The sequence below is a fragment of the Natrialbaceae archaeon AArc-T1-2 genome, from assembly GCF_030273315.1.
Classification (GTDB): domain Archaea; phylum Halobacteriota; class Halobacteria; order Halobacteriales; family Natrialbaceae; genus Tc-Br11-E2g1.
The window spans coordinates 1,759,603-1,774,306 of sequence record NZ_CP127174.1 but is presented as its reverse complement, the minus strand read 5'-3'; the positions used below and the strand labels follow the sequence as shown (position 1 = coordinate 1,774,306).

Annotated in this window: 15 protein-coding genes; 11 read left to right on the top strand and 4 right to left on the bottom strand. The window is 66.1% G+C overall.

What is annotated here, in order from left to right:
- The first annotated feature begins 20 nt into the window (after window positions 1-20).
- Both QQ977_RS09180 and QQ977_RS09175 read left to right on the top strand, forming a co-directional pair.
- Entirely contained in the window at window positions 21-1,016 is a 996-nt protein-coding gene (locus QQ977_RS09180; protein WP_285925413.1) for an NAD-dependent epimerase/dehydratase family protein, read from the top strand.
- 69 nt (window positions 1,017-1,085) lie between these two features.
- The gene (locus QQ977_RS09175; RefSeq protein WP_285928692.1) at window positions 1,086-2,078 is read left to right on the top strand and encodes an ornithine cyclodeaminase family protein; all 993 of its coding nucleotides are present in this window, start codon (window positions 1,086-1,088) and stop codon (window positions 2,076-2,078) included.
- A 132-nt stretch (window positions 2,079-2,210) separates the two neighbouring features.
- On the opposite strand, the gene QQ977_RS09170 is transcribed toward QQ977_RS09175, so the two are convergent.
- Entirely contained in the window at window positions 2,211-2,912 is a 702-nt protein-coding gene (locus QQ977_RS09170; RefSeq protein WP_285925412.1) for a hypothetical protein, read from the bottom strand.
- A gap of 461 nt (window positions 2,913-3,373) precedes the next feature.
- On the opposite strand from QQ977_RS09170, the gene QQ977_RS09165 reads away from it, so the two are divergent.
- From QQ977_RS09165 to QQ977_RS09135, 7 genes are all read left to right on the top strand, one after another.
- Complete coding sequence (locus QQ977_RS09165) at window positions 3,374-3,520, top strand: hypothetical protein (RefSeq protein ID WP_285925411.1); 147 nt, start codon at window positions 3,374-3,376, stop codon at window positions 3,518-3,520.
- A gap of 185 nt (window positions 3,521-3,705) precedes the next feature.
- On the top strand, window positions 3,706-5,877 hold the full coding sequence (gene mutL / locus QQ977_RS09160; protein ID WP_285925410.1) for a DNA mismatch repair endonuclease MutL: 2,172 nt from the start codon (window positions 3,706-3,708) through the stop codon (window positions 5,875-5,877).
- Between the two features lie 133 nt (window positions 5,878-6,010).
- Entirely contained in the window at window positions 6,011-7,165 is a 1,155-nt protein-coding gene (gene trpB, locus QQ977_RS09155) for a tryptophan synthase subunit beta (RefSeq protein ID WP_285925409.1), read from the top strand.
- 158 nt (window positions 7,166-7,323) lie between these two features.
- Window positions 7,324-7,752, top strand: a complete 429-nt coding sequence (locus QQ977_RS09150; RefSeq protein WP_285925408.1) for a hypothetical protein — start codon at window positions 7,324-7,326, stop codon at window positions 7,750-7,752.
- A 151-nt stretch (window positions 7,753-7,903) separates the two neighbouring features.
- On the top strand, window positions 7,904-8,539 hold the full coding sequence (gene thiE, locus QQ977_RS09145; RefSeq protein WP_285925407.1) for a thiamine phosphate synthase: 636 nt from the start codon (window positions 7,904-7,906) through the stop codon (window positions 8,537-8,539).
- Window positions 8,532-9,365: a hydroxyethylthiazole kinase gene (gene thiM / locus QQ977_RS09140; RefSeq protein WP_285925406.1), complete on the top strand. Its 834-nt coding sequence runs from the start codon at window positions 8,532-8,534 to the stop codon at window positions 9,363-9,365. Before thiE ends, thiM begins: the two co-directional genes overlap by 8 nt.
- Window positions 9,366-9,531: 166 nt before the next feature.
- Complete coding sequence (locus tag QQ977_RS09135; RefSeq protein ID WP_285925405.1) at window positions 9,532-10,587, top strand: Leu/Phe/Val dehydrogenase; 1,056 nt, start codon at window positions 9,532-9,534, stop codon at window positions 10,585-10,587.
- Window positions 10,588-10,638: 51 nt separating this feature from the next.
- Here the strand turns inward: QQ977_RS09135 and QQ977_RS09130 are convergent, their stop codons facing one another.
- On the bottom strand, window positions 10,639-10,818 hold the full coding sequence (locus tag QQ977_RS09130; RefSeq protein ID WP_285925404.1) for a hypothetical protein: 180 nt from the start codon (window positions 10,816-10,818) through the stop codon (window positions 10,639-10,641).
- Between the two features lie 204 nt (window positions 10,819-11,022).
- Between QQ977_RS09130 and eif1A the strand changes: the two genes are divergently transcribed.
- Complete coding sequence (gene eif1A, locus QQ977_RS09125) at window positions 11,023-11,313, top strand: translation initiation factor eIF-1A (protein ID WP_285925403.1); 291 nt, start codon at window positions 11,023-11,025, stop codon at window positions 11,311-11,313.
- Window positions 11,314-11,430: 117 nt separating this feature from the next.
- Here the strand turns inward: eif1A and QQ977_RS09120 are convergent, their stop codons facing one another.
- The gene (locus tag QQ977_RS09120) at window positions 11,431-12,225 is read right to left on the bottom strand and encodes a helix-turn-helix transcriptional regulator (RefSeq protein WP_285925401.1); all 795 of its coding nucleotides are present in this window, start codon (window positions 12,223-12,225) and stop codon (window positions 11,431-11,433) included.
- 245 nt (window positions 12,226-12,470) lie between these two features.
- Here QQ977_RS09120 and QQ977_RS09115 point away from each other — a divergent pair, with 245 nt between their 5' ends.
- The gene (locus QQ977_RS09115; protein ID WP_285925399.1) at window positions 12,471-13,451 is read left to right on the top strand and encodes a DMT family transporter; all 981 of its coding nucleotides are present in this window, start codon (window positions 12,471-12,473) and stop codon (window positions 13,449-13,451) included.
- 148 nt (window positions 13,452-13,599) lie between these two features.
- Here the strand turns inward: QQ977_RS09115 and priL are convergent, their stop codons facing one another.
- Window positions 13,600-14,667, bottom strand: coding sequence for a DNA primase regulatory subunit PriL (priL, locus tag QQ977_RS09110; protein ID WP_285925398.1), 1,068 nt, complete (start codon window positions 14,665-14,667; stop codon window positions 13,600-13,602).
- Between the last annotated feature and the right edge of the window lie 37 nt (window positions 14,668-14,704).

The following is a 14,704-nucleotide window of genomic DNA, read 5'->3' as shown; positions in this document are numbered from 1 at the left end:
CGAAGTGACGACCACCGAGCATGGACGACGCACTCGTCGTCGGCGGCACGCGGTTTATCGGTCGCCACCTCGTCGCGGAACTGCTCGCACACGAGTACGACGTAACGCTGTTCAACCGCGGAAACCACGACAATCCGTTCGCCGAGGACGGCCGCGTCGACCACGTCGAGGGCGATCGAACGGACGACGACGCCCTCGAGGCGGCCGCACGCACGGTCGATCCCGATGCGGTCTTCGACTGCGTCGCCTACCATCCGGCAGACGTCCGGGCAGCGACACGGGTCTTCGAAGACTGCGAGGCGTACGTCTACGTCTCGAGCGGCGCAGCCTACGGCCGCGAGGACATCCCCAAGCGGGAAGACGAGACGCCGCTTGCCTCCTGTACGGCCGAGCAGGCGACCAACGACTCGCGGGACAGCTACGGGAACCGGAAAGCAGAAGGCGACCGTGTGGTCTTTGCGGCTGCCGACGACGGCGTCAACGCCATGGCCGTTCGACCACCGATCGTCTACGGCCCACACGACTACACCGAACGGTTCGCCTTCTGGGTCGATCGGGTGCGCCGCTTCGATCGGATCGTCGTTCCCGGTGACGGGACGAACGTCTGGCACCGCGTCTACGTCGAAGATGTCGCCAGTGCGCTTCGCGTCGTCGCCGAACGCGGCGAGCCCGGCGAGGCGTACAACGTCGGCGACCGACGCATCGTCACGCTGGAGAGGATGATCGAACGGCTCGCAGACACACTCGAAACGGACGTCGAGGTCGTCTACGCCGGCTCCCGCGAACTCGCAGCCGGCGGTATCGAGCTCGAGGACTACCCACTGTACCGCGATCACCCCCACATCGTATCGACGGCGAAGCTCGCGGAGCTCGGCTGGGAGTCGACGCCGCTGTCGACGGCGATCGACCGCACCGTCGCCGAACACCTCGAGAGCGGCCGCGACGGACGTGGACAGGGTCCATGCAGAGACGACGAGAACCGGGTTCTGGCTGCGCTGGACTACGCTGACCGGTGATCAGGTACGAGTGTCGTCACTCGACGGACACCCGCCGAGTTAAGTATGCCCCTGGAAAAATTTCCGGGCATGCACACGGTCATGCTGGACAGCGACGATGTCGACGAGAACGCCCGGATGCCCGAGGTCGTCCGGGCTGTCGAGGAGGCGTTTGCCGCCTACGAACGCGGCGACGCCACGATGCCACCGAAGTCCTACATCGACCTGCCCCAGTACAACGGCGACTTTCGGTCGATGCCCGCCTACCTCGATACGGGCGAGTGGGACGCCGCGGGGCTGAAGTGGGTCAACGTTCACCCGGACAACCCTGTCGATCACGATCTGCCGACCGTGATGGGGACGATGATCTACTCCGATCCCGAGACTGCGTTCCCGCTGGCGGTGATAGACGGCACCGAGCTCACGATGAAACGAACGGGTGCGGCCGCTGCCGTCGCCACCGACCACCTCGCAGTCGAGGACGCCACCAGCCTCGGGATCGTCGGGGCCGGCGTTCAGTCGTACACCCAACTCGAGGCGATCAGCGCCGTCCGTCCGATCGAGGAGGTCGTCGTCAGCGACGTCATCAGCCAGCACGTCAGACGGTTCGAAGAGACCTTCGGCGAGGAGTTCGACGTCCGCGAGGGATCGGTCTCGGAGGCGGGACAGTGTGACGTCTGCTCGACGGTGACGCCAGTCGAGGAGCCGATCGTCGACCTCGAGGACGTCGGGGAGCACACCCACATCAACGCGATGGGAGCCGACGCCGCGGGCAAACACGAACTCACGGACGACCTCCTGCTCGAGGCGACCATCGTCATCGACGACCACGAGCAGTGTACCCACTCCGGGGAGATCAACGTCCCCTACAGCGAGGGAACGCTTACGGACGCGGACATCGACGCCGAGATCGGCGAACTCGCCGTCGGGACTCACGAGGGCCGTACCGACGAGACCGGCGTCACGGTCTTCGATTCGACCGGGCTGGCGATCCAGGACGTCGCCGCCGCCCACGTCGTCTACGAGCGGGCAGTCGAGGCCGAAGCGGGGACGCAACTGGATATGATCGGCCGTAAGGGGTAGGCATAGTCGGTCACCGCCGTCTCGCTTGGCAGCGCTGGAGACGTAGTGTGATACGGATTGCTGTACCAATGTCCCGGTGCAACCGCAGAACGGTCGCGGTTGTGCCGGTACAGACAACGGTCCGTATGAAGGTTACAGCTGGCTCATCGCCCGCTCGGGGATGACTTCCGTTGCCGGTTCGTAACCGAACAGGAGCGCATCGGCCTCCGCTGCCGGGATATCGAACGTCGTGGATAGCCCGTCGTCTGTCTCCGGAACGAAGAGTTCCCAGACTTCCGTTTGCCCGTCGTCGACCTCCGGCCGAAGTCTGCTCAATGTTTTCTTCCCTTCCCAGACGACCGGAATGTAGGTGTTCTCGAGTTCGGGTGACGCGGTCGGAGCGAACTGGAGCCGGTTCAGCGGGTTCTCCAGCATCTCGTAGTATTCCGCCACCGTTCCCACGTAGAACGTATTGTGATCGGCCCGGAGCATCGAATCGAAGGCGAAAAACACCAACTGATCGTCCCGCCGGATGTTGACGACGTCGACGGGAGTCCCGTGTTCTAGATACGGGGTCAAACACTTCGGGATCGTCATCACACGCGTCTCCTCGATTTTCATCGGGACGACTCGCGAGCCTTTTCCCGCCCGGTCGTCACCGTAGATGTCGCGAACGCGCGCGTAGCTCGTCGAGACGACCGCGAGGTGTGCAACCGGATCGAACCCCCAGAACACGTCGCAGTTCGGCTCGAGGAGGCCGAGTTCGTAGAGTTCAGGTGGCGGTGTAAACTTGACGCTCTCCGTGCTGTTCTGTGGTGACCGGGGGTTGAATGCGTGTAGTGTGGTTCGGGTCATGCTGTGGGCGTAGGCTGGAAATGGTACAGCACACGGTCTACGATCGGTATGACTGTACAGGCTGATCATCACGCAGCGTCGACGACTGTGCCAGACTCGCCGACACCGATTTTTGACAACCCGACGATCAGGCTGCCTGTTTAAGATGTACTCATGATTGTCCCCGCCCGTTCCCGGTGTGGTGACCAGAGACCGTCACCAGAAGGGGGCTGCCTGTAACACTCTGTTCAACTAATATAAATCTACGGCCACGTTCTCCTGGGTACGGATTCGACATCCGCCTGTAGACTCTGTACACGACTGTGGAATCGAGAACATCCTGGTACTCTTCAAGCTGCCAGTAGACCCCGTCGAGTGGTTCGGAATCGACACTGAACCGTGCATTTATTTCCCATATGTATTCTTGTAATTATTAAGTCATCACCGTCCCTACGACAGGATGCAACGGAGGTGACAAACGAATGGTCGAGGAAGAACTCACGGAAGAGGGTGCATGCCAGGTCGCCGAGCGTGCCGTCGATGCGGCCCTTCCCGGCGTCGGACTTGCGATAACCGGGATACGGTACGCGAACAAGGCATCGAGGTCCAAGAAAAAGAACGATAGCTGACGGTTCGATTTCATTTTTGCATAGCGTGGCTCCCGTATCGGGTCTGGGTACGACGTGATCGGCGTCGGCTCGGGACACGAGACGCCGACGGCCACGGTGTCGACCGGGACAGTTCGACTGGAGCCCAAAGATCAGACCGCTATCGACGCAAGACCTATTGGGACACCCTCGTGACACACGATAGGATGAGCGAGAAGGACCCGAACGCGGGGGAGACCGACATCCGCTCTCTCGACGAGGACACCGTCGCCCGCATCGCCGCCGGCGAGGTCGTCGAGCGACCGGCCTCGGCGGTCAAAGAGCTCGTCGAGAACAGTCTCGACGCCGACGCCTCCCGGATCGACGTCGACGTCGAGGAAGGTGGCACCGAACTGATCCGGGTCGGAGACGACGGCCGCGGGATGACCGAAGCCGACGTCCGGGCGGCCGTCCGCCAGCACACGACGAGCAAGATCGGCGGCCTCGAGGACCTCGAGGACGGCGTCGCCACCCTGGGGTTCCGTGGGGAGGCCTTGCACACGATCGGGTCGGTCTCACGGCTTTCGATCCGAACCCGACCGCGGGCGGATACTGTCGAGAACGCCCCGACTGCGGGCACGGAACTGCGCTACGAGGGCGGCGAGGTGACGAGCGTCGAACCCGTCGGCTGTCCCGAGGGAACGACCGTCGAGGTTACGGACCTGTTCTACAACACGCCGGCCCGCCGGAAGTTCCTCAAGACGACGGCAACGGAGTTTTCCCACGTCAATCGCGTCGTCACCCGCTACGCGCTCGCAAACCCCGAGGTCGCCGTCTCGCTCTCTCACGACGGCCGGGAGGTGTTCTCGACGACGGGGCAGGGCGACCTGCAGGCAGCCGTGATGGCGGTCTACGGACGCGAGGTCGCCGCCTCGATGATTCCCCTCGAGACCGACGACGGAGAGCTACCGCCGGGGCCGGTCGACTCCATCTCGGGGCTGGTCTCACATCCGGAGACGAACCGCTCGAGTCGGGAGTACCTCGCGACGTACGTCAACGGCCGGGCCGTCGCCGCCGAGGCGATCAGGGAGGGGATCATGGGGGCCTACGGCGACCAGCTCGGGAGCGACCGCTACCCCTTCGTCGTCTGCTTCCTTACGGTCCCCGGCGAGGCCGTCGACGTCAACGTCCACCCGCGAAAGCGCGAGGTCCGGTTCGACGACGACGATGCGGTGCGCCGGCAGGTCGACGCCGCCGTCGAGTCGGCGCTGCTCGAGGACGGCTTGCTTCGCTCGCGGGCCCCCCGCGGGCGGTCGGCACCGGGCGAGGCCCGGATCGAGCCCGGGACGGGCGGCCCTGCAGCGTCGACAGACAGCGACCCGTCGACGGACTCGAGCACGACGGCCGACATCGACAGCGAGCTCGAGACCGAGACCGAGACCGTTGCCGAACCCGGGTTCGACACCGACGACGGCTCCGGTGCAGGCCCCGGGTCGGGCGACGAATCCGTATCGAACGCGGCGCGGTCACGCGCGGGCCCGGACGGGCGGACCGACCAGCCGTCGTCCGGGTCGGAGACGGCAGATACCTCGCGTGCAGCCGAACCCTCGAGTCCGCCGCCGTCGACCGGAGAGAGCGCGTCGACGCCGGGACGGTCGGCGACCGGGGCGGACGCCGGGGCCGACTCGGCTGGCAGCGGGCGCGATCGCAACCCCGACCCCGACCGCAAGTTCGCCGCGGCGACCGAACAGCGCACCCTCACGGGCGAGACCGCGACCGACGAGGCCACGTTCGACTCGCTGCCGCCGTTGCGGGTGCTCGGCCAGCTACAGGACACCTACGTCGTCTGTGCGGGACCCGAGGGACTCGTGCTCGTCGACCAACACGCCGCCGACGAGCGGATCAACTACGAGCGCCTGCAGGCGGCGTTCGAGTCGGACGCGACCGCACAGACGCTCGCCTCGCCCGTCTCCCTCGAGCTCACCGCCGCCGAGGCCGAAGCGTTCGAGGGCTATCGCGAGGCGCTCTCCCGGCTCGGCTTCTACGCCGACCGCGTCGACAACCGGACCGTCTCGGTGACGACCGTGCCGGCGGTGTTCGAGGAGACCATCGCGCCCGACCGGCTGCGGGACGTCCTCGCCTCCGTCCTCGAGGGCGACCGCGAGTCCGGCGCGGAGACGGTCGACGCGCTGGCCGACGAGTTCCTCGCCGACCTCGCCTGTTATCCCTCGATCACGGGCAACACCTCGCTCACGGAAGGGTCGGTCCTCGAGTTACTCGAGGCCCTGGACGACTGCGAGAACCCCTACGCCTGTCCACACGGCCGGCCCGTGCTCGTCGAAATCGACGAGGGCGAACTCGAGGACCGGTTCGAGCGGGATTATCCCGGTCACGCCTGAGACGGATTTGGGTCCCTTCCAACTGCCGTGGACCGGGACCGCGGGGAGGCGGGTGACGACGCACGGAGTCGATCACGAGTCCCCGACGCTGCACGTCAGAACGTATTTTTACCGTCCCCGGCAAGGAGAGGGTATGACACAGGAAGAGTTCGGCGATTATGGGGGACGACACGTACCGGAGCCGTTACGCGAGCCCCTCGAGCAACTGGCCGAGGCCTACGACGAGGTAAGCGAGACCGACGAGTTCCAGACCGAACTCCGGGCGCTGCTCGAGGAGTTCGCCGGGCGGCCGACCCCGATCTACCACGCGCGCAACCTGAGCGAGCGCTACGGCGCGGAAATCTACCTCAAACGCGAGGACCTCCTCCACGGTGGTGCACACAAGATCAACAACGTACTCGGGCAGGGCCTGCTCGCAAAGAAGGCCGGTCGAACCCGGCTGATCGCCGAGACGGGCGCGGGACAACACGGTGTCGCGACCGCGATGGCCGGCGCGTTGCTCGACCTCGAGACGGAAGTTTACATGGGGAAGAAAGACGTGCAGCGCCAGGAGATGAACGTCTTCCGGATGCGACTGATGGGTGCGGAGGTCAACGAGGTCACCCGTGGCGGCGAGGGACTGGCCGACGCCGTCGACGCCGCCTTAGAGGACTTCGCCGAAAACGTCGACGATACCCACTACCTAGTGGGCAGCGTCGTCGGCCCGGACCCGTTCCCGCGGATGGTCCGGGACTTCCAGAGCGTCATCGGCGAGGAGGCCCGCGAGCAGTTCATCGAACGGACTGGCGAGCTGCCCGACGCCGCGGTCGCCTGCGTCGGCGGCGGCTCGAACGCGATCGGACTCTTCCACGCCTTCCGGGACGACGACGTCGCCTTCTACGGTGCCGAGGGCGGCGGCAAGGGAGCCGACACCGAGAAACACGCCGCCCCGCTCGCGGAGGGGACAGACGACGTCATCCACGGGATGAAAACGCGGGTCATCGACGAGGACGTCGAGGTTCACTCGGTGTCGGCGGGACTCGACTACCCCGGCGTCGGCCCCGAACACGCCATGTACCGTGCCGTCGGGCGCTGTGAGTACACCGGCATTACCGACGACGAGGCACTCGCCGCCTTCCGCGAGCTCTCGGAGGCCGAAGGGATCGTCCCCGCGCTGGAATCCAGCCACGGCGTGGCGCGTGCCCTCCAGCTCGCGGAGGAGAGCGACCACGAGACGATCCTCGTCAACCTCTCCGGGCGCGGCGACAAGGATATGGAGACCGCAGCCGAGCAGTTCGATCTGTCCTGATACGGATTGCTGTCCCGATCTCCGGGACACTCGCCAGATGGGAGCGCGGTTGCCCCCGGAGGACGACAGCAGTCAGTGTGAGAGACGTCCGGCCACAACCGGCCGGCAGCGCCGATACGCCACCCATAACGAAGGTGCCACACGTTCGAGTTGGCCTCATGGCCGAGGACGCCTCGAGCGCGCCGACCGCGGCCCCGAGCCCCGACGACGCGACCGGCTACGGGCTCACGATCACCCTGATCGGTGCGATCTTGCTCGCGCTTGCGTACTACGGCGTCGTCGCCATCGACGACGTGGGAGAGCTCGGCAGCGCCGTCCCCGAACCGTTCTACCTGCTCGCGTTCGCCGTCCTGTTCGTCCTCGAGCTGTTCAACAGCCGCGGACTCGGCGTCGTCGGCTTCGCTCGCGCCATCGCCTTCACCGCCGTCTACGGTGCGCTGTTCGTCGTCGCCGTCGAGGGCGGCGCATACCTCTGGTCGAACCCCGACGCGGCGCTCGAGGGCTACGTCGGCGTGACGGTCTTTGCGGCCGCGCTCGTGCTCTCGGCGCTCGTCTACGTGGGGTATCTGGCGTTGCTCGAGGCGTGACCGGGCGAGGCCCGACCGAGGAAACCGCGCAGGGGAATTCTGTATACCAGTATTCCATTTATCACGTCGAACGGGCGAAACGGTCGCTCGGACAGTGCACCCGCCGCCGCGGGACCGAAGCGGCTATGACGAGTCCAGAGTAGTATCACCCATGAATCCCGAAGAGTGGCGGACGTATCTCGTCACCCAGGAGTCGCTCTCGGCAGGTCGGTCGACGCTCGAGGTCGTCGAGGCGGCCATCGACGGCGGCGTCGACGTCGTACAGCTCCGCGAGAAGGAGACGAGCGCACGCTGGCGGTACGAACTCGGACAGGAAGTGTGCGACCTCGCCGCCGGGACCGACGTCGACGTGCTCGTCAACGACCGGGTCGACATCGCCCAGGCGGTAGCCGCCGACGGCGTCCACCTGGGATCGGCGGATCTGCCGGTTTCGGTCGCCCGAGAGCTGCTCGGTCCCGACGCCATAATCGGCTACTCGACGGCCGATCCGGCAGAAGCCAGACAGGCCCAGGAAGCCGGCGCGGACTACCTCGGCGTCGGTGCCGTCTACGGAACGGACTCGAAGGACGTCGACGACCCGAAAGACGGCATCGGACTCGAGCAGGTGAGCGCAGTCGCCGAGGCGGTCGACGTCCCCGTGATCGGAATCGGCGGCGTCACGGCCGACAACGCCGCGTCAGTCCGCGAGGCGGGTGCGACCGGCGTCGCGGTCATCAGCGAGATCACGGCGGCCGACGATCCGAAAGCGGCAACCGCCGCGCTGTGTGAGGGGGTGACGCATGACTGACGAGCACACGGTCACCGGCGAGGCGCTCGCGACGTCGCTACAGGCGATCGAGGAGACGGAGCCGCTCGTCCAACAGCTCACGAACGAGGTGACGAAAAACGATCTGGCGAACATTACGTTACACTGGGGCGCGTTGCCGGTGATGGCAGACGCCCCGGGCGAAGCGCCCGAGATGGCCGAACTGGCCGGCGCGATACTGCTCAACACCGGCCGCATGACCGACTCGAACGTCGAGGCGTTGCACGCGGCGGGGCAAGCGGCGAACGACCTCGGCGTTCCGGTCGTGCTCGACCCCGTCGGGGCGGGTGCAACGCCGACCCGTGAGGAGGTCCACGAGAGTCTCCTCGCCGAGGTCGACTTCGCCGCCATCAAGGGCAACCACGGCGAGATCAGTCACCTCGCTGGCGTCGAGGCGGAGGTCAAAGGCGTCGAATCGATCGGCGACTACGACGAGATCGGCGAGACGGCCCGGGCACTCGCGGAGTCGACCGGCGCGATTGTCGTCGCCTCCGGCGTCGAGGACGTCGTGGCCGACGCCGACGCGGCGTACCGGGTGGCGGCAGGCCACGAGATGCTAAGCGAGGTCGTCGGCACCGGCTGTATGCTCGGGGCCTCGCTCGCCGCCTTCTGTGGGAGCCTCGAGGACGAGCTCACGGCCACACTCCATGGCACCCTCGCCTACGGCATCGCCGGCGAACGAGCGGCCGAACGCGCGTACGACGGGCCGGCGAGCTACCGAATCAACTTCCTCGACGCCGTCTACGGGCTGACGCCAGCGGTCGCCGGAGATCTCGCGCTCGAGGGGCGGGTCGAACAGACGTCGTAGAGTCATCTCGAGCTGGGCCCGGAACGGCGAGCTTCGATATCTACGGGCGGTCGGAAGTAGACACCAGTCCGAGACGTCCAGAGATCGTACCGACCGATAGTTCGGGGTTTTCGTACTGTGAACAGGGTACATTGAATATTTGTCCGTCCAGGTGAGATGGTCCGACATGGTACACCGCGAGATGGCCGAGTTCGGACACGACCAGGTGACGTACGCCCTCGAGGACGACGTCGGACTGCGGGCGATCGTCGCGATCCACGACACGACGCTCGGGCCAGCTCTGGGCGGGACGCGGTTGCTCCCCTACGAGACCGAAGACGAAGCCCTGCAGGACGTCCTTCGACTCTCGCGGGCGATGACCTACAAGGCGGCCGCGGCGGAACTCGACCTCGGCGGGGGAAAGGCGGTAATCGTCGCCGAGCCGGACGCGAAAGACGAGGCCACGATGCGAGCGTACGGCCGGATCGTCGACCGACTCGACGGCCAGTACGTCACGAGCGTCGACGTGAACACCACCGTCGCGGACATGGACGTCGTCGCCGAGGAGACCGACCACGTCGTCGGAACGAGCGACGGCCTCGGCGATCCCTCGCCGGTGACCGCCCGCGGGGTCGTCGCCGGGATCCGTGCGTGCGTCGAAGCCACGTACGGAAGCGACGGTCTCGACGATCGAACCGTGCTCGTCCAGGGACTCGGCAAGGTCGGGAGCCGGCTCGCAAAGCGACTGCTCGAGGCCGGTGCGGCGGTGAAAGTAAGCGACGTCGACCCGGCGGCTGTCGCGTCGTTCACCGACGGCCGCGACGTCGAGGCGGTCGCCCACGGGGACGTCTACGACGAGCCCTGTGACGTCTTCGCGCCGTGTGCCGTCGGTGGCGTCGTCGACGACGAGACGATTCCACGACTCGAGTGCGACGTCGTCGCCGGTGCGGCGAACAACGTCCTCGCCGAGCGTCGCCACGCCGAGGCGTTACGCGAGCGGGGAATCCTGTACGCACCCGACTACGTGATAAACGCCGGCGGGCTAATCACCGTCGCCACCGAGTACGCAGGCGACACGAGAGCCGACGCCCTCGAGGCGGCCGACCGGATCGGCGACCGACTGCTCGCGTTGATCGAACGCGCCGACGGCCGGGGGACGACGGTCCTCGACGCTGCCGATGCCTACGCCAGAGAACGGATCGAGACTGCGACCGAGCCGACGCCGTCTCCGGCGGAGACGTGATACTGTCGGTCGTGGACGTATTGTGTATGATACGGCGGGGAAGACACCGTCTCACTCGAGTTCGATCGTGACGAACGCCTCGTTCCGGTCGTCGATGAGGTTTCGCAGCCGCTGGGTGTTGTGATAGGTAAACGTCACGGGTGCACGGTCGATCGCCGATCGGGCGGCGACTGTCGGAGACTGGGGGGTCGGTGTCGGTTCGGTCTGGGTGTGGGAGTGTCGGATGCTCATTGTCGGTCGCGTGATATCGTCGTTCGTTCGTCGGACGGTGCCCTGTCAAGAAGTTCACGAGCCTACTACGCGTACGACCGACATCTGTACCTCCTGCTATTCGCGCATCCATAATAAAAGTTCATGATCCACACCGACGGCAGGTGTGTGACGCGGTACCGTTCGTCTCCAACAACTTATACGTGTATCGCTCGTAGTGGTGGTATGAGTAACGAACCCGAACGCGAGAGTCGCAATCTCCGCATGCCCTCCGACGACGAGCTTTTCGCCGTCGTGACCGAACACAACGGCGGCAACCACGTCCGCGTCCGCTGCGAGGACGGCAAGAACCGAATGGGACGGATCCCCGGCCGCATGAAGTACCGGACCTGGATCAACGAGGACGACGTCGTACTCGTCGAACCGTGGGACTTCCAGGACGAGAAAGCGAACATCGAGTGGCGCTACACCGGTCAGGACGCCGCCCAGCTGCGACGCGAAGGTCACATCGACTGATACGGATTGCTGTACGTCCGTCCCGTCTTGCGGTTGTCCCGGGACGGACGTACAGCAGTCAGTATGACACGCCGTTTTGCCGCCGATTTTCCGACGTCGAGCGACGCGTTCGGGCGATCACTCCTCGAGATCGGCCACCTCGAGCGGCCGCGAATCGGTCCAGTAGCGCTCGTGGGTCTCCCGGGCCCACTCACGGACCGCCTCGTCGTCGGTGTCCACTGCCGCCTGGAGGACGCCGTCGTCGTCGCGTACGAGCAGGCTCACGACGTCGTCGGCGATCGTCACCGCGAGCGGGACCGCGCCGTCGTAGACCCGGATCGTCGCGTTCTCCGAGTCGACCAGCTCCCGGAAGCGCCGACAGAGCACCGCGTCGTCGGTGACCGCCTCGATCGCACTTGCCGCGAAGACGCCCTCGAAGGTGGCCTCGCCCTCGGTCGTCCGCCGGCGCAGTAGGTCCAGGCTGCGATCGTTGAACGCGTGTGAGACCGACCGGACGCAGTCGGCGTCCCGGACGAGCTCGAGCGATCGTCCGACCGGCGCGCTCGGGCGCGTCTCGGTCGGGACAGTGATCGTCGCGTCCCGGAACCGACGCAGATCGACGTCCATCTCCGCCGTCGGCAGCCACTCGATCACGTCCCGGAGTTTCAGCTCCGTCTCGACGGTCTCGCGTAAGTCCACGATCCCCTCGGCGACGAGCCGACCGGTTGCCGTCGCCGTATACCCCTCGTCGGTCCGCTCGACCCACCGTCGATCCTCGAAGTCCCGGAGGATCCGCCCGAGGGTCGGCTGTGAGGCTCCAGTCACCGACTCGAGGTCGCGCCGCGTCCGTGGCTGGTCGGCAAGCGCTGCCAGCACCTCGACGCGGTTCGTAGAACGAGCGAGAAACTCGACCTCCTCGAGTGCGGGGTCCATGGTCGACGTTTCGGCCGGGCGGAAAAGTGAGTTACGGAGCGTGAATATCTTTCACGTCGTGAGTCGCGTGTCGATCCGCGAACGTTCGTCACGGCGTCGCCACATTTCTTACCGTGAATTATTTTCCGAATTAACTTATGTGTGTTCAGCACGTTCTATCCAGTAATGATAGAACCAGGAACGACGACGATCGTCCACTCCTGCGGGAGTGGGGCCGGCGTCCACGATGGGGTGTTGGCGTCTCGATGAGCCGGACGCGAACGATCGCCTACTTCCTGCTTGCGAGTGTCTTCTTCGGCGGCACGTTCGTCGCCGCCAGGGCCGGCCAGGCGTACATCCCGCCGCTGCTTTTCGTCGCGATCCGGTTCGACCTCGCGGCGATCCTGTTGCTCGCGTACGCCTACCACACCGCAATCGGCGACGAGTTCGTTCCCCGGACCCGTGGCGACCTCGTCGGCATCGTCGCCGCTGGCGTGTTGACGATCGGGCTGGCGAACGCCTTGCTGTTCGTCGGGCAGGGCTACGTGACGAGCGCGGTGGGTGCGATCGCGTTCAGCCTCGTTCCCATTTTCTCGCCAGTGCTCGCCGCCGTCTTGCTCTCGGACGAACGGCTCTCCCCGGTCGGCGCGGTCGGCTCGCTCGTCGGGCTGGCCGGCGTCGGGATGGTGGTCGGGATCGACCCCGGCAACCTGCTGGCGACGCTCGAGGGTGGCGCGGTCATCGTCCTGATCGGCGCGTTCAGCGCCGCACTCGGAGCCGTGTTGATCCGTCGCTCGCCGTCGACGATCTCGAGTACGGCCCGGGTCGCGTGGGGGCTGCCACTAAGTGCGCTCTTGCTTCACGGGATGAGTGCCGCCGCCGGCGAGTCGGTCGCGGCGATCGAGTGGACCACGACCGCGATCGTCTCGCTTGCCTACGTCACCGTCTTCGCCGGCGCGCTCGCGTACATCGCCTACTTCGCGTTGCTCGAGGACGTCGGCGTCATCCACTCGAGTCTGACCTTCTACGCCAGCCCGATCGTCGCGGCGCTTGGGGGCTGGCTGTTTCTCGGCGAGTCGATCACCGCCGTCACGGTCGCCGGCTTCGCCACGATCGTCCTCGGTTTCGCAGTACTCGGCCACGAGACGCTCCTACCGGCGCTTCGCCGCCTCGGCTCGCGTCGGCTCGGAATACCGGCAAGCAGCGAGGACGGCCACAGCGGCGGCTTCGAGTGCAAAAGCGATTGAGCGTCGGCGCAGTCGACGAAGACACTCGAAGCGTTCGCGGACGGTCATACTGTCGGTCATGGACCTGGAAATTGACGTCCGGGTGAGCCGGCCGGTGAACGTGTATCTGGTGTCGCTCGTCGCGTTCACGTCTGTATGACCGACAGTATCAGGAATCCTCGGCCGTCGCCTCCCGCCAGTCCTCGAGGTCGTCTTCGTCCGTCTCGTCGAGGCGGCTCTCGTAGTAGGCCATCGGATGGGCGATCCGTTCACAGCGATCGTCTTTGTTGACACAGTCGCCGTAGGACTGCATCGTCGCACACGAAGGGGCGGAGTACTCAGTCGGCGAGGTCTCCCCGCGGATGTGGTCGGTCTGGTAGCGAGTCATTTCCTCGCCAAACGCGGAGTTGACCCGGTAGAGCTCGACGATCTCGTCGGTATCCATCCCGATGCTGGTGAGAAACGCGGTGATCGCAAATCGGGAGTGATGTGGCAGGTGTTCGCCCTGCTGGATGGCATCGAGCAGCGCCTTCATACACGGCGGGAACAGCTCGGGAACGACGGTGTCGATCTCGCGTGTCAACTCGAGGTCCGCGAGCGCGTCCCGGATCGTCGCGACCTCGTCCTCGAGTTCGGCCGCGATCGCCTCGGGGACGTCGAAGGGCAGTCCGTCCGCGACGCGCCCGCGGATCGCCTCCCGGAGCAAGACGAGGAGTTCGCTCTCCGAGACGGGAACCTCGCCGTTGGCGAGTGCGCGATTGACGAGTCGCCACTCGTCGTCTCGCAGGGTAGCCGCAAGCGACAGGTACGTCGCGTCCTCGATCCGGTAGCCGTCTCCCGTCTCCCTGGCCGACGCCTCGAGGTCGAACTCGGCGAGCAGCGTCTCGAGGTCGATGCCGGCTGACGCGACGCTTTTGAGCTCCGTCGTGTCCTCGAGGTCGTCGGTGATGCGGTCGTACGCCACGGTGGCTTCCGCCCAGGCGTACTTGCGGACGAGCACTCGTTCGTCGACCAGCGAGACGAGCACCCGCGCGACCGGGTACGAGAGCAACTCGGTGCGGACGTCCCGCCGTGGCTCGCCCGTGTCGCCGTCTTCGAGGGCGGCCAGCACCCGCTCACAGGCCCTGTCGACGACCGCCCCGTCCCGCTCGACGACGGTCGCGAGGTCGACGGCCTCCGTGGCGACGGCCTCGCGAGCTCCCTCGAGAAACGGGTACCGGGCGTGCAGTCGCTGCATCGCTCGTAGGATTCTGCTGGGAAGGGTTAAGCGCGAC

Bases quoted from the DNA above. Each gene is read 5' to 3' on its own strand.
- QQ977_RS09180 (WP_285925413.1), top strand. From the start codon at position 21: ATGGACGACGCACTCGTCGTCGGCGGCACGCGGTTTATCGGTCGCCAC.
- QQ977_RS09175 (WP_285928692.1), top strand. From the start codon at position 1,086: ATGCACACGGTCATGCTGGACAGCGACGATGTCGACGAGAACGCCCGG.
- QQ977_RS09170 (WP_285925412.1), bottom strand. From the start codon at position 2,912: ATGACCCGAACCACACTACACGCATTCAACCCCCGGTCACCACAGAAC.
- QQ977_RS09165 (WP_285925411.1), top strand. From the start codon at position 3,374: ATGGTCGAGGAAGAACTCACGGAAGAGGGTGCATGCCAGGTCGCCGAG.
- mutL (WP_285925410.1), top strand. From the start codon at position 3,706: ATGAGCGAGAAGGACCCGAACGCGGGGGAGACCGACATCCGCTCTCTC.
- trpB (WP_285925409.1), top strand. From the start codon at position 6,011: ATGACACAGGAAGAGTTCGGCGATTATGGGGGACGACACGTACCGGAG.
- QQ977_RS09150 (WP_285925408.1), top strand. From the start codon at position 7,324: ATGGCCGAGGACGCCTCGAGCGCGCCGACCGCGGCCCCGAGCCCCGAC.
- thiE (WP_285925407.1), top strand. From the start codon at position 7,904: ATGAATCCCGAAGAGTGGCGGACGTATCTCGTCACCCAGGAGTCGCTC.
- thiM (WP_285925406.1), top strand. From the start codon at position 8,532: ATGACTGACGAGCACACGGTCACCGGCGAGGCGCTCGCGACGTCGCTA.
- QQ977_RS09135 (WP_285925405.1), top strand. From the start codon at position 9,532: ATGGTACACCGCGAGATGGCCGAGTTCGGACACGACCAGGTGACGTAC.
- QQ977_RS09130 (WP_285925404.1), bottom strand. From the start codon at position 10,818: ATGAGCATCCGACACTCCCACACCCAGACCGAACCGACACCGACCCCC.
- eif1A (WP_285925403.1), top strand. From the start codon at position 11,023: ATGAGTAACGAACCCGAACGCGAGAGTCGCAATCTCCGCATGCCCTCC.
- QQ977_RS09120 (WP_285925401.1), bottom strand. From the start codon at position 12,225: ATGGACCCCGCACTCGAGGAGGTCGAGTTTCTCGCTCGTTCTACGAAC.
- QQ977_RS09115 (WP_285925399.1), top strand. From the start codon at position 12,471: ATGAGCCGGACGCGAACGATCGCCTACTTCCTGCTTGCGAGTGTCTTC.
- priL (WP_285925398.1), bottom strand. From the start codon at position 14,667: ATGCAGCGACTGCACGCCCGGTACCCGTTTCTCGAGGGAGCTCGCGAG.